Source organism: Lutibacter sp. Hel_I_33_5 (genome assembly GCF_007827455.1).
Classification (GTDB): domain Bacteria; phylum Bacteroidota; class Bacteroidia; order Flavobacteriales; family Flavobacteriaceae; genus Polaribacter.
The window spans coordinates 1,259,045-1,272,329 of the sequence record NZ_VISM01000001.1 but is presented as its reverse complement, the minus strand read 5'-3'; the positions used below and the strand labels follow the sequence as shown (position 1 = coordinate 1,272,329).

Here is a 13,285-nt window from a genome sequence, read left to right as displayed (position 1 = left end):
AACATGTTTTTTTGTTATGAAAACTTTACAATTAAAGAGAGATAAAAATTCAGATTGGCAGTATGTTAGTAAAAAAAATGAATTAAAAGAACCTTTAGTTTTAGTATTTGGTGATCGCTATTTGTTGGAAGATGAAAATGTATATTCTGATGTAAGAAAATTATTTCCAGATGGTCATATAGTATTTGGCTCTACATCCGGCAATATTTATCAGAATACAGTAGAAAACGAATCTATTATTATAACAGCAATTGAATTTGAAAAAACAAATTTCATCATAAAATCTAGTAATATTGTTACTTCTAATTTAGATAGTTTTGTAACTGGGAGTAATTTAATTAATGAATTTCCATCCGAAGGATTAAAACATGTTTTTGTAGTTTCGGAAGGTAGTTTTGTAAACGGTAGTTTGCTTACAAATGGAATGAATTCAGTAGCTTCAGAAGGTGTTTTAATAACTGGAGGTTTGTGTGGGGATGATGCTAGATTTGAAAAAACGCTAGCCTCATATAACGAAAATCCAAAATCTGGAGAAATTGTAGCAATTGGTTTTTATGGAAAAACTTTTGAATCTTCATTCTCAATTCATGGAGGTTGGACACCATTTGGCCCAGAAAGAATAGTTACAAAGTCTAAAGACAATATTCTTTTTGAATTAGATAATAAACCTGCATTAAATTTATATAAAAAATATTTGGGCGATAAAGCTAAAGATTTACCTGCTGCAGCATTATTGTACCCATTAAATGTAAAATCGGATAATGAAAAACAACCTGTTGTTAGAACTATTTTAAATATTAATGAAGAAGATAATACAATGATTTTGGCAGGGAATATTCCAGAAAATTCAGTTGTACAGTTAATGATGACAAGTGTAGATCAGATTGCAAATGCAGCCGAACAAGCAGCGAAGCAAGCGATGGATAAGAAAACTAAAAAACCTCAATTAGCACTTTTAGTAAGTTGTATCGGTAGAAAATTAGTTTTGGATCAAAGAGTAGAAGAAGAAATTGAGGAAGCTGGAGAAGTTTTTGGAGATAAAATTACTGTTTGTGGGTATTATTCATATGGTGAAATTGCACCTTTTGAAGGTGAACAAAAAGCACAACTTCATAATCAAACAATGACTATAACCTTAATTAGTGAATGATGAACTCTTTACTATTAAGACAATTACGAAAAAAATTAGAAGAAAAATATCGTTCTGATAAGAATTTACAAGCATTTTTTGAAGCTGTAAATAATTCGTACAATAATTTTGATGATCAATTTTTAATGTTGCAAAGAGCAATGTCTATCAGTTCTGATGAGTTGGTTGAGGCAAATCTTCAACTAAAAAAAGAAACCGAATCACAACAATTAGTAATCAATAAACTTAGGAGTATTCTTAGCAACTTAAACTTTGCTGGTTTGCAGTATTCAGAAGGTCAAGAATCCGTTGATATAGATGAATCTAAATTGTTAGATTTTATAGAAAATCAAACAAATGAAATTGTAAAAATAAATAAGCAAAGAGATATATTACTAAATAATTTGGAGTATCAAAACAAAGAGTTAAGTGATTATGCACATATGGTTTCTCATGATTTAAAATCGCCATTAAGAAGTATAGATGCTTTAACTTCTTGGATACATTCTGATTATAAAGATAAGTTAGATGATGCAGGTGTGAAGAATCTAGATCTTATTAGAACCAATGTAGATAAAATGGAGTTGTTAATTAACGGTATTTTAGATTACTCCTCAATTGGAAGAAACAAAGACGAAATCCAAGAAGTTAATTTAAATTTATTAATAAATAACTATTTGAATCAAACTGTAATTCCAGATCATATAGAAATTATTATTAAAGATGACCTACCAGTTGTTAAAGGAGATAAGTTTAGATTACTACAATTGTTTCAAAATATTATAGGAAATGCGATTAAGTATAATGATAAGGAAAAAGGAATTATAGAAATATTGTATTTTGATTCTAAAGATTACTGGAGTTTTCGGATAAAAGATAATGGTAAAGGAATTGATAAAAAGTATTTCGAAAAGATATTTAAAACTTTTTATAAGTTAGAAAACAATAAAGATTCAACCGGAATAGGATTATCTATTGTTAAAAAAATTATTGATTTATATCAAGGTAATTTGTGGGTAGATTCTAAAGTAAATGAAGGAACTATATTTTACTTTTCAATAAAAAAAGTAAGGAATTAATCCTTAAACGTTTTATATTTTGAAGGTGTAGTTTTTTTTACCTCTTTAAACTTTCTATTAAAATTAGATAGGTTACTAAAACCACATTGAAACGCAATTTCACTAATAGATAAATTGTTATTGGTAGTTAATAATTTACACGCATGTTCCACTCTTAATTCATTTAAAAAAGTAAAAAAAGTTTTATTAGTACGCTGTTTAAAATACTTACAGAAAGCATTTGGAGTCATATTAGCTTTAGAAGCGATTACACTTAAAGAAATATTTTTCTCATAGTTATGTATTGTAAAATCAAGTACATCTCTCATTCTTTTTCCTTCATTATCAGAATAATTTTTAGGATAAATGAAATCTGCTAAAGGACTAGTTTTTGAATTGTTTATGTGCTTTATAATTTTTAGTAAGCTGATAAAACGTTCTAAGTTTGATGCTTTTTTAAGGCTTGAAAATATTTCTTTTACTTTCTGTTGATTACTTAAAAGTTTACATCCACTTTGTGATTTTTTGAAAAAACCTGTAATTTCTTTAAAATCATCAAATGTAAAAAAATCATCACCAAAAGATTTTTCTGTGAAGAATAAAGAGATCATAAATGATTCTTTACAATTAGAAATGTCGCTTTTAAAAACATGCGGAATATTGCTTCCTATTACTAAAATATCATCAGATTTATACTCATTAATTGTATCGCCAACAATTAACGTTCCTTCACCTTGAATGATAATACAAATTTGAATTTCTTCATGTTGATGAAGTTTATCATAAAAAATTGAGGCTTTATCTTCTTGATAAATAAGACCTATATTTTTAGTCTTCGGAATTTTAAAAGGTAAAACCTTCATATATTTTCACTCATCTTAATTTGTAAAAATATGCAAATAATATTCATATTTAATTGTTAAAATACAAAATAGGATAGTATAGTATTAATTTCAGATAATTTTAAAAATGTAATTATCAGAAATCAATATTAATTTTGAATAAAATATTAAGAATATGAATATAGTTTGGAAAGGCGTTATGCCAGCAGTTACAACTCAGTTTACTAAAGATGATGAGTTAGATTTAGAAATGTTTAGTGTTAATATTAAAGCTCAGATAGATGCTGGAGTTCATGGAATTGTTTTAGGAGGAACTTTAGGAGAGGCTAGTACACTAACAAATGAAGAACGTAGAATTTTAACTAGAGAAACCGTAAAATTAGTTGAAGGTAAGATTCCAGTTTTAATGAACATTGCAGAGCAAACAACAAAAGCCGCTATAGAATTAGCAAAAACAGCCGAAGAAGATGGTGCAAAGGCTTTAATGATGTTGCCTCCAATGCGTTATAAAGCTAGCGATGCAGAAGTTGTAGAATATTTTAAAACAGTTGCAAATAGCACCAAACTTCCAATTATGATTTACAACAATCCAGTAGATTATAAAATTGAAATTACTTTAGATATGTTTGAAGAGTTACTGAAAGAATGTTCAAATATTCAAGCAGTTAAAGAATCAACTAGAGATACTACAAACATTACAAGAATCAAAAATAGGTTTGGAAATAGATTAGCTATTTTATGTGGTGTAGATACCCTGGCATTAGAAAGTTTATTAATAGGTTCAGATGGTTGGGTAGCTGGATTAGTTGATGCTTTTCCAGCAGAAACGGTTGCTATTTATGAGTTGCAAAAAGCTGGTAGAGTTAAAGAAGCCTTAGAAATATATAGATGGTTTATGCCTTTGTTAGAATTAGATATTAATCCTAAATTAGTGCAGTACATTAAATTAGCTTCCAAATTCACAAATATTGGTTCAGAATATGTGAGAGCGCCAAGATTAATGTTACAAGGAGAAGAAAGAATCCGAATAGAGAAAATAATTGAAGAAGGTTTAAAAGTAAGACCAACATTACCAGCATATAAAAATTTGTAGGATGATATCAGGAAAAAATTATATAGGAAGTCAACAATCAGCAAAAGGGACAAAAACATATACAACGTTTAATCCTGAAGCAAATAAAGAAAATAATTTTACTTTTTTTGAAGCTACTAACGAAGAAATTAATGATGCTATTGAATTAGCAGCTAATGCATTTAAAGAATACAACACAATTTCTGGAAGTAAAAAAGCTGCTTTTTTAAATGCAATTGCTGATGAAATTCTAGCATTAGATGATACATTGATAAAAACGTATTGCTCGGAAACAGGTTTGCCAGAAGGAAGGGCAAAAGGAGAACGAGGTAGAACTGTTTTTCAATTGCGTTCATTCGCAGATTTAGTTGCAGATGGTTCTTGGGTAGATGCTACTATAGATACAGCAATTCCCGATAGAGAACCGATGCCAAAATCGGATATTAGAAAAATGAATATTCCATTAGGTCCCGTTGTGGTTTTTGGAGCAAGCAACTTTCCGTTAGCCTATTCAACAGCAGGAGGAGATACAGCAGCGGCTTTAGCCTCTGGATGTCCCGTAATTGTAAAATCGCATCCAATGCATGCAGGTACAGGAGAATTAGTTGCTTCAGCAATTATTAAAGCAGCAGAAAAAACAAATATGCCAAATGGTGTTTTTTCAAATTTAAATTCAAGCGGAATAGAAGTTGGACAACAATTAGTTGCGCATCAAAAAGTAAAAGCGGTTGGGTTTACAGGAAGTATAAAAGGAGGAAGGGCATTATTAGATCTAGCAATAAAAAGAGAAGAACCAATTCCTGTTTTTGCAGAAATGGGAAGTATAAATCCTGTTGTAATATTACCAAAAGCATTAAAAAATAGAGGAGAAGCGATTGCTAAAACCTATGCAGGTTCTGTTAATTTAGGAACAGGTCAATTTTGTACAAATCCAGGGTTAATTTTAGGAATAAAAAGTGATGATTTATCAAATTTCACTAAAGAATTAGCTGATACAATGGTAGCAATGAATCCGTCTTGTATGTTACATCCAAACATTGTAAAAGGATACGAAAGCAATAAGTCTAAATTAATTTTACAAGAAGGATTACAAGTTGTAAATGAGTATAAAAGTGCAGTAAAATCAAATTATGCATCACAAGTTATAACGACTGTAAGTGGAAAGATATTTTTAGAAAATCCAACATTACATCAAGAAGTTTTTGGGCCGTTTTCGATGGTGGTTCAATGTAAAGATTCAGATGAGTTACAACAGATAATTTCACAATTAGAAGGGCAATTAACGGGAACTGTTATTTCTGATGATAATGAAATCAGTTCATATTCAAAAGTTATTGCAGCACTACAAAATAGAGTTGGAAGAATTATTTTTAATGGAGTTCCAACTGGTGTAGAAGTTTGTCCATCGATGGTTCATGGCGGGCCTTATCCAGCATCTACCGATAGCAGATTTACAGCTGTTGGAGTTTCATCAATTAAGCGTTGGGTACGTCCATTTAGTTATCAAGATTGGCCAAATGATTTGTTGCCCGACGAATTGAAAAATGAGAATCCGTTACACATTTCTAGAAATGTAAATGGTGAACAGACTTTAGAAAAAATATAAAATGAGTAGTTCGACTTTTATTTGTGTTGATGCGCATACGTGTGGAAATCCAGTTCGTGTAATTAAAGAAGGTGGGCCAAAACTGATTGGAAAAACCATGAGTGAAAAGCGTCAGCATTTTATAAAAGAATATGATTGGATTCGTAAAGGATTGATGTTTGAACCTCGTGGTCATGATATGATGAGTGGTTCAATTTTATATCCACCACACAATCCAGAAAATGATTTTTCCATTTTATTTATAGAAACTTCTGGTTGTTTACCTATGTGTGGACATGGAACTATTGGGACAATAACTGTTGCTATAGAAGAAGGTTTAGTAACGCCTAAAACTCCAGGAAAAATTAGGATGGAAGCTCCTGCAGGTTTAGTGGAGATCGAATATCAGCAAACAAAGAATAAAGTAGATTGGGTAAAATTATCAAATGTTAAAAGTTATTTGGCTGCCGAAAACTTATCGGTTGAATGTCCAGAATTAGGTGAAATTAATTTCGATGTTTCTTACGGTGGAAATTATTATGGAATAATAGATCCTCAAGAAAATTTTTCTGGAATTCATGATTTTACAGCAAGTAAAATAATTCAATATTCTCAAATAGTAAGAGAGCGCATCAACCAAAAATATTCAGAAAAATTTATTCATCCCGAGAATAAAACAATAAAAAATGTAACCCATTTATTATGGACAGGAAATCCAATTGACCCAAAATCATCAGGAAGAAATACAGTGTTCTATGGGGATAAAGCGATTGATAGAAGCCCATGTGGAACAGGAACTTCTGCTCGTTTAGCACAATTATATGCAAAAGGAAAATTAAAAATTGGCGAACCTTTTATTCATGAAAGCTTTATTGGGTCTAAGTTTATTGGATGTGTAGAAAAAGAAACATTGTTAGATGGAAAATTAGCAATTACTCCAAGTGTTAAAGGTTGGGCAAAAATATATGGACATAATACCATTACGATTGATACTGATGATGATCCGTACGCTTATGGATTTAGTGTAATTTAATATGAGTAAAAAAGTAATCATAATCGGAGGAGGAATTATTGGTTTATGCTCTGCATATTATCTTCAAAAAGAAGGACATCAAGTCACTGTTATCGATAAGTCTGATTTTAAAAGTGGCGCTTCTTATGTAAATGCTGGGTATATTACTCCAAGTCATATTATTCCTTTAGCAGCTCCTGGAATGATTTCAAAAGGGATTAAATGGATGTTTAATTCATCGAGTCCGTTTTATGTAAAACCTAGATTAGATTATGATTTTATAAAATGGAGTTATTTTTTTAAAAAATCAGCAACGCATAAAAAAGTAGCACAATCAATCCCAATTATAAAAGATATAAATTTATTGAGTAGAGAGTTGTTTGAAGAATTAAAAACTTCAAATGAGTTTGATTTCTTCTATAAGCATAAAGGTTTATTAATGTATTATCAAACTGAAAAAGTGGGTGAAGAAGAATGGAATACGGGAAAAATAGCGATTAATGAAGGTTTGAAAGTAGAAAATTTATCGAAAGCAGAAGTTAAAAAACTCGAACCTAATGTAGATTTAAATATTAAAGGTGCAGTGTATTATCATTCGGATGCACATATGACGCCTAATGAATTTATGCCTCAAATAAAAAACTATTTAGAAAAAAATGGAGTTACTATTTTATCAAATGAAGAGGTAGTTGATATTGTTATTGATAATAAAAAAGTGAAAGCTGTTAAAACAGAAAGTCAAGAATTAAAAGCAGATGAGATTGTTTTGGCAACTGGAAGTTGGACACAAAAAGTGGCTAAAAAATTAGGAGTTGAAATTCCAATTCAAGCAGGAAAAGGATATCGAATTAATGTTGAAAGAGAAACTAAAATTAATATCCCCGCAATATTAATGGAAGCAAAAGTTGCAGTAACACCCATGAATGGTTTTACAAGGTTTGCTGGAACGATGGAAATTGGAGGAATTAATCATAACGTAAACGCAAAAAGAGTACATGCCATAGCAAGAGCAGGAGAAAATTACTATAACGGATTAAAAATTAATCAGCAAGAAAAAGAAAATGCAGAATGTGGATTAAGACCGTGTTCCCCTGATGGATTACCTTATATTGGACGATTGTCTAAGGTGAAAAATGTAACAGTTGCTTCTGGGCATGCAATGATGGGCTGGAGTTTAGGGCCAGCAACAGGTAAATTAGTTTCTGAAATTATTTCTGATAAGAAAACAAGTTTAAATTTAACACCATTTCATGTAGAAAGATATTCTTGATATCTTTGTTATTCATGAAAAAAAACACACTTCGTAGAATTTATAAACAAAAGAGAAAAGAGTTAACTGAAAGTCAAATTTTAGACATTCAAGAAAATATTTATACTCAATTTTTTGAATATGATTTTTCTCAAATTCAATTTGTTCATGTTTTTTTATCTATTGAAAAGCAAAAAGAAATCAATACAAATCCGATAATCGACTATTTGTTAAGTCATCAAAAAACGGTTGTAGTTTCTAAAAGTGATTTTTCTAATAATACTTTACAGCATTATATTTTTGATAGATCAACCGACTTAAAAATTAACACCTACGGAATTCCAGAACCTGTAAATGCTAAAGAAATTGATGTAAAAGAAATTGAATTAGTAATTGTTCCTTTATTAATTTCTGATGTAAAAAAATACCGTGTTGGTTATGGAAAAGGGTTTTATGATCGATTTTTATCAGCATGTAAAAATGAAGTAAAAACAGTAGGAATCAACTTTTTTAAACCAGTAGAAAAAATAGAAGACCTTAATAAATTTGATGTAGCTTTAGATCAAATTATATACCCAAAATAACAGATGATTGTACAAGGAAAAATTGTAGATATTTTAAATCGAAATATTTATAAAGGAGAAGTTGAAGTTAAAAACGGAAAAATTATTGACATTAGAAAAGCGAATCATTCTAAAGAAAATTTTATCCTTCCTGGTTTTGTAGATGCACATATTCATATCGAAAGCTCTATGTTGGTTCCTTCAGAGTTCGCAAAAATTGCTGTTGTTCATGGTACAGTTGCAACAGTTTCAGATCCTCATGAAATTGCAAATGTTTTAGGCGTTAAGGGTGTGGATTTCATGATTGAAAATGGAAAGAAAGTTCCGTTAAAATTCAATTTTGGAGCACCATCTTGTGTTCCTGCAACATCTTTTGAAAGCGCTGGATCGGTAATTAATTCTGATGATATTAAATTGATGATGGAAAACCCAGATATCAAATATTTAGCAGAAATGATGAATTATCCTGGTGTTTTGTTTGATGATGAAGAAGTTTTAAAAAAGATTCAACACGCAAAAAATAATAACAAATCAATTGATGGTCATGCACCAGGTTTACGAGGAGAAGATGTAACCAAATATATTGCTGCCGGAATTTCTACAGATCATGAATGTTTTACCTATGATGAAGGATTGGAAAAGCTTCAGAAAGGAATGAAAGTCATTATTAGAGAAGGAAGTGCAGCAAAAAACTTTGAAGTATTAATTGATTTGTTGCCAGAACATTTTGAGAATATGATGTTTTGTTCTGATGATAAACATCCGGACGATTTATTGCTAGGTCATATCAATCAATTATGTGAAAGAGCAGTTTCAAAAGGAATCGAAGTTTTTAAAGTTCTAAAAGCTGCTTGTATAAATCCTGTAAAGCATTATAACTTAGATGTTGGATTATTGCAAAAAGGAGATGATGCAGATTTTATTATTATTGAAGATTTAGAAAAGTTTAAGGTTTTAGAAACATATATTAATGGAGAATTGGTTTCAAAGAATGGTCAATCTTTTGTAAAAAATATTGAATTTGAAGTTTTAAATAACTTTAATACTGAAAAGAAAAAAGTTGAAGATTTTAGATTTGAATCAACAGCAAAAAAAATAAGAGTTATAGAAGCTTTAGATGGTGAATTAGTGACAAATCAAATTGAAGCTAATTCTTTAATTATTGATGGGAATTTAGTTTCTAATGTTGAAAAAGATGTCTTAAAAATGACGGTTGTAAATCGTTACAAAAATGCAGCGCCTTCAATTGCTTTTATAAAAAACTTCGGACTTAAAGAAGGAGCAATTGCAAGCTCAGTTGGGCATGATTCTCATAATATTATTGCAGTTGGAGTTTCTGACGAAATGATTTGTAAAGCAGTGAATTTAATCACTAAAAATAGAGGTGGAGTTTGTGCTGTAACTGCATCAGAAGAAAAAATTGTTCCGCTACCAGTTGCAGGAATTATGTCTGATAAACCAGCACAAGAAATTGGAAAAATGTATGCTGAATTAGATGCGATGGCAAAACAAATGGGAAGTGAATTAAGCGCTCCTTATATGAGTTTGTCTTTTATGGCGTTGTTGGTAATTCCCTCTTTAAAACTATCAGATAAAGGTTTGTTTGACGGTAATACATTTAAATTTACTTCTTTAGAATTAAAATAACAGAGCATGTTTGTCATTCCCGAGAATTTGAAAGCCTAAAAAGGTAGTCTAGATTCCCTTTTTCAAGGGAATGACAAACATAAAGTAATTCGTTATAAATTTACTTCTTTAGTAATAAAAATGAAAATCTCTTTGTCATTCCCGAAAAATCGGGAATCCAGAATTAGTTTAGAATTATGAAAATCATACATCAATATTACGTTTATATTTTAGCTAGTAAAATAAGAGGGACGTTATATATTGGTATGACAAATGATTTACAAAGAAGAGTTTACGAACATAAAATGGGAATTAAAAAAGGATTTACACTAAAATATGGTGTGAATAAATTAATGTATTTTGAAACTTTTCAAAACGTTAATGAAGCCATAGATAGAGAGAAAAAATTAAAGAAATGGAATAGGTCTTGGAAAATAGAGTTAATAGAAAAAGAGAATATTAAATGGAAAGATTTAGCAAGCGATTGGTATGATAATATTTTGAATGATTAGTTTGGATTCCCGATTTCTCGGGAATGACAAATGTCAAAACTCAAACTCATAAACAGCATCTTCACCATCATCAAAAACATTTTGAAGACCTACATATGTAAAGTTGAGGTTTTCTAATAATTTTTGTGAAGCTTTATTATGTTGCATTGTAAAAGCAAACACTTTTTTTTGTTTAAAAGTAGTACGCACATATTCAATAATCAATTTTGTAGCTTCAGTAGCGTAACCTTTTCCTCTTCCTTTAGGTAAAAATCCATAACCAATATCAATATATTCAGGTTTTTCTCTTTGTAAAGCTGTTGAAGTTCCAATAGGTTCATTAGTTTTTTTTAAAATTACTGTAAAAAAACCTAATCCACCTAATTGAAAGTTCTTCAATAAAATATCTTTTAAATAGACTTCGGTTTCTTCAACCGATTTTAAATTTTTATCAGAAATAAACTGTATCCAATCAGGATCATTAAACAATTGAAAATAAAAAGCAGCATCGCTTACTTTTGCATCTCTAATAATTAGTCGTTCACTTTCTAAATACATGATGTTCATTTTTTTGTCATTCCCGAGAAATCGGGAATCCATATAAAGCTAACTATAGATTCCTGCTTTCGCTGGAAAGACAAACCTAATTAAATTTAGATAAACTATTTCTATTATATGTACTTTTACTCCACTAAAATTTAAGCATGAGTTTATTAGAAGATTTACAAAAAAGAAGTGGCAATCAATGCGAATTATGCGCAGCAACAGATAATTTATCAATTTATGAAGTAAAACCTACATTAACAGGCGGTGGTGGAGTAGATGGTAGTTTATTAGCTTGCGAAACTTGTGTTACTCAAATTAACAATCCAGAAGAAACAAATGCAAATCATTGGCGTTGTTTAAATGATTCTATGTGGAGTGAATTTAGAGCTGTAAAAGTTGTTGCTTGGAGAATGCTATCACGATTAAGAAACGAAGGTTGGCCTAAAGATTTACTTGATATGATGTATTTAGAGGATGATGATTTGCGTTTTGCCAAAGAATCTGGAGATCATTTAGATGAGAGTGAAAAGATAATCCATAGAGATGCTAACGGTGCTATTTTACAAGCTGGCGATAGTGTTGTGTTGATTAAAGATTTAAAAGTAAAAGGCTCTAGCATGGTCGCTAAACAAGGAACTGCGGTGCGTAGAATTTCTTTAGATCATGAAAATGCAAAATATATAGAAGGCAAAGTTGGGCCAACTCAGATTGTAATTATTACAGATTATGTAAAGAAAATGGCTGAAAAAGAATAGAATGTCATTTCGAGTACGGCCGAGAAGTTGGACGTTCCCTTTCAGGTCGCGCTTTACACTATATCTTTTTAGTTTTTGTTCTCGACACAAATTTGTTCATTCTTCACAAATTCACTCGAACTGACAACTAAAAAGGATGCCGTTTCAATCGCTAACGCTGGCTTATTTGCCAAATTTTGTGATTACTATTACGTCAAGCTGAATTTATTTCAGCTTCTCATACTGAGATTCCGAAACAAGTTCGGAATGAAACTACAACATTTTTTGTTGTTTTTTATAGAAAGAATCAGCTTGAAGCTTCATTAAATCACGAGCCATTTTCTGTTTGTAGGCAAATAATTCTTCTTCAGTTTTAATATCTGAATATATTTTTTTATTGATGTCAATATCCGCTTGCAGCATTTCTTCGCGTTGATTTACTTGTTGAGCTACCCAAGTTTGTAAAGCAGTTTCTTTATCTTCCAATTTATAATCATATTCGCCTTTAGGTGCAATTAGTTTTGCAAATATTGGCGATGTTTCTATCGCTAAAAACAATAGGAATATAAAAAAAGAAGGTAACCAAGGTAATTTATTTAAAGCATTAATACGAGCCATTAAACCATCAAAATTAGAAATAATTGGTTGTGTTTTTGTTTCAACAGTTTTTTGATTTTCAACTAAACTTACAATAGCTTTCTCTTTTTCTTTTATTTTTTCTGCATTCTCTTTTTTAAGTTGACTTAGTTCAGCTAAAGCTGCATCGTGTTTTTCTCTTTTTTCTTTATAAACAGGTCCTTTACCTAAAAGTTTTGTTCCTTTTCTGCCTTCCGCTTCCGCTATATACGTTTCATATAAAACATTGGTTTCGTTTTCTTTTAAAGTGATTTCAGATTTTAAACCAGCAATTTCTGATTGAATATTTTGAATTTCGGGTGTAAATTGTTGCGCAATCTGAGTTTTGTTATCCAACGTCATTTGATTCTTTTCAGTTAATAAAACCTGATTAATTTCTTTTTCAAAAAGTTTCATTTCTAAAGGCTTAGAAATCACAATAGCAATGATAATTGCTAAAATTAAACGAGGTAAGGCTTGTACAATTTCTTTCCATTTAGAATCATTTTTTCTAATAGTAGAAACAATAAAACGATCTAAATTAAAAATGAGTAATCCCCAAATAAGACCAAAGAAAATTGAAGTGTAAATATTTTCAAAAACTGTATATAACGCATAACTACTAGCAATCGTTGCCATTATTGCTGTGAAAAATACGGTTGCACCAATGCCAACGTATTTATTCTGTTCTCCGTTTGCACAATTTTTAATAATATCTAGATCGACTCCAGAACAAGTAAGAAAAAACTTTTTAAGCATAACA

Annotated in this window: 13 protein-coding genes; 10 read left to right on the top strand and 3 right to left on the bottom strand. The window is 30.2% G+C overall.

The window, feature by feature from the left end:
• The first annotated feature begins 16 nt into the window (after nucleotides 1–16).
• Both OD91_RS05555 and OD91_RS05550 read left to right on the top strand, forming a co-directional pair.
• Nucleotides 17–1,150 (top strand): FIST signal transduction protein, encoded by a 1,134-nt coding sequence (locus OD91_RS05555; RefSeq protein ID WP_144895394.1) that lies wholly within the window; start codon nucleotides 17–19, stop codon nucleotides 1,148–1,150.
• Entirely contained in the window at nucleotides 1,150–2,208 is a 1,059-nt protein-coding gene (locus OD91_RS05550; RefSeq protein ID WP_144895393.1) for an ATP-binding protein, read from the top strand. The genes OD91_RS05555 and OD91_RS05550 overlap by 1 nt, the downstream gene beginning before the upstream one ends.
• Here the strand turns inward: OD91_RS05550 and OD91_RS05545 are convergent.
• Nucleotides 2,205–3,050 (bottom strand): AraC family transcriptional regulator, encoded by an 846-nt coding sequence (locus tag OD91_RS05545; protein WP_144895392.1) that lies wholly within the window; start codon nucleotides 3,048–3,050, stop codon nucleotides 2,205–2,207. The genes OD91_RS05550 and OD91_RS05545 overlap by 4 nt on opposite strands.
• A 154-nt stretch (nucleotides 3,051–3,204) precedes the next feature.
• Here OD91_RS05545 and OD91_RS05540 point away from each other — a divergent pair, with 154 nt between their 5' ends.
• The 7 genes from OD91_RS05540 to OD91_RS05510 all read left to right on the top strand — a co-directional run bounded on the left by OD91_RS05540 (nucleotide 3,205) and on the right by OD91_RS05510 (nucleotide 10,648).
• Nucleotides 3,205–4,122 carry a dihydrodipicolinate synthase family protein gene (locus OD91_RS05540; RefSeq protein ID WP_144895391.1) on the top strand — a complete coding sequence of 306 codons (918 nt, stop codon included), beginning with the start codon at nucleotides 3,205–3,207 and terminating at the stop codon, nucleotides 4,120–4,122.
• A gap of 1 nt (nucleotide 4,123) precedes the next feature.
• Nucleotides 4,124–5,707 carry an aldehyde dehydrogenase (NADP(+)) gene (locus OD91_RS05535; RefSeq protein WP_144895390.1) on the top strand — a complete coding sequence of 528 codons (1,584 nt, stop codon included), beginning with the start codon at nucleotides 4,124–4,126 and terminating at the stop codon, nucleotides 5,705–5,707.
• A gap of 1 nt (nucleotide 5,708) precedes the next feature.
• Nucleotides 5,709–6,719, top strand: coding sequence for a 4-hydroxyproline epimerase (locus OD91_RS05530; protein ID WP_144895389.1), 1,011 nt, complete (start codon nucleotides 5,709–5,711; stop codon nucleotides 6,717–6,719).
• Nucleotide 6,720: 1 nt separating this feature from the next.
• The gene (locus OD91_RS05525; protein ID WP_144895388.1) at nucleotides 6,721–7,968 is read left to right on the top strand and encodes an FAD-binding oxidoreductase; all 1,248 of its coding nucleotides are present in this window, start codon (nucleotides 6,721–6,723) and stop codon (nucleotides 7,966–7,968) included.
• A gap of 14 nt (nucleotides 7,969–7,982) precedes the next feature.
• Entirely contained in the window at nucleotides 7,983–8,531 is a 549-nt protein-coding gene (locus OD91_RS05520) for a 5-formyltetrahydrofolate cyclo-ligase (protein WP_144895387.1), read from the top strand.
• A 3-nt stretch (nucleotides 8,532–8,534) separates the two neighbouring features.
• Nucleotides 8,535–10,157 carry an adenine deaminase gene (gene ade, locus OD91_RS05515; RefSeq protein ID WP_144895386.1) on the top strand — a complete coding sequence of 541 codons (1,623 nt, stop codon included), beginning with the start codon at nucleotides 8,535–8,537 and terminating at the stop codon, nucleotides 10,155–10,157.
• 176 nt (nucleotides 10,158–10,333) lie between these two features.
• Nucleotides 10,334–10,648 carry a GIY-YIG nuclease family protein gene (locus OD91_RS05510; RefSeq protein ID WP_144895385.1) on the top strand — a complete coding sequence of 105 codons (315 nt, stop codon included), beginning with the start codon at nucleotides 10,334–10,336 and terminating at the stop codon, nucleotides 10,646–10,648.
• A gap of 33 nt (nucleotides 10,649–10,681) precedes the next feature.
• Here OD91_RS05510 and OD91_RS05505 read toward each other — a convergent pair whose 3' ends face one another.
• Nucleotides 10,682–11,185, bottom strand: a complete 504-nt coding sequence (locus OD91_RS05505; protein WP_186434410.1) for a GNAT family N-acetyltransferase — start codon at nucleotides 11,183–11,185, stop codon at nucleotides 10,682–10,684.
• Between the two features lie 146 nt (nucleotides 11,186–11,331).
• Here OD91_RS05505 and OD91_RS05500 point away from each other — a divergent pair, with 146 nt between their 5' ends.
• Nucleotides 11,332–11,928, top strand: coding sequence for an alkylphosphonate utilization protein (locus OD91_RS05500; protein WP_144895383.1), 597 nt, complete (start codon nucleotides 11,332–11,334; stop codon nucleotides 11,926–11,928).
• A gap of 252 nt (nucleotides 11,929–12,180) precedes the next feature.
• On the opposite strand, the gene OD91_RS05495 is transcribed toward OD91_RS05500, so the two are convergent.
• On the bottom strand, nucleotides 12,181–13,281 hold the full coding sequence (locus OD91_RS05495; RefSeq protein WP_144895382.1) for a DUF4407 domain-containing protein: 1,101 nt from the start codon (nucleotides 13,279–13,281) through the stop codon (nucleotides 12,181–12,183).
• Nucleotides 13,282–13,285 lie beyond the last annotated feature (4 nt).

Bases quoted from the DNA above. Each gene is read 5' to 3' on its own strand.
- OD91_RS05555 (WP_144895394.1), top strand. From the start codon at position 17: ATGAAAACTTTACAATTAAAGAGAGATAAAAATTCAGATTGGCAGTAT.
- OD91_RS05550 (WP_144895393.1), top strand. From the start codon at position 1,150: ATGAACTCTTTACTATTAAGACAATTACGAAAAAAATTAGAAGAAAAA.
- OD91_RS05545 (WP_144895392.1), bottom strand. From the start codon at position 3,050: ATGAAGGTTTTACCTTTTAAAATTCCGAAGACTAAAAATATAGGTCTT.
- OD91_RS05540 (WP_144895391.1), top strand. From the start codon at position 3,205: ATGAATATAGTTTGGAAAGGCGTTATGCCAGCAGTTACAACTCAGTTT.
- OD91_RS05535 (WP_144895390.1), top strand. From the start codon at position 4,124: ATGATATCAGGAAAAAATTATATAGGAAGTCAACAATCAGCAAAAGGG.
- OD91_RS05530 (WP_144895389.1), top strand. From the start codon at position 5,709: ATGAGTAGTTCGACTTTTATTTGTGTTGATGCGCATACGTGTGGAAAT.
- OD91_RS05525 (WP_144895388.1), top strand. From the start codon at position 6,721: ATGAGTAAAAAAGTAATCATAATCGGAGGAGGAATTATTGGTTTATGC.
- OD91_RS05520 (WP_144895387.1), top strand. From the start codon at position 7,983: ATGAAAAAAAACACACTTCGTAGAATTTATAAACAAAAGAGAAAAGAG.
- ade (WP_144895386.1), top strand. From the start codon at position 8,535: ATGATTGTACAAGGAAAAATTGTAGATATTTTAAATCGAAATATTTAT.
- OD91_RS05510 (WP_144895385.1), top strand. From the start codon at position 10,334: ATGAAAATCATACATCAATATTACGTTTATATTTTAGCTAGTAAAATA.
- OD91_RS05505 (WP_186434410.1), bottom strand. From the start codon at position 11,185: ATGTATTTAGAAAGTGAACGACTAATTATTAGAGATGCAAAAGTAAGC.
- OD91_RS05500 (WP_144895383.1), top strand. From the start codon at position 11,332: ATGAGTTTATTAGAAGATTTACAAAAAAGAAGTGGCAATCAATGCGAA.
- OD91_RS05495 (WP_144895382.1), bottom strand. From the start codon at position 13,281: ATGCTTAAAAAGTTTTTTCTTACTTGTTCTGGAGTCGATCTAGATATT.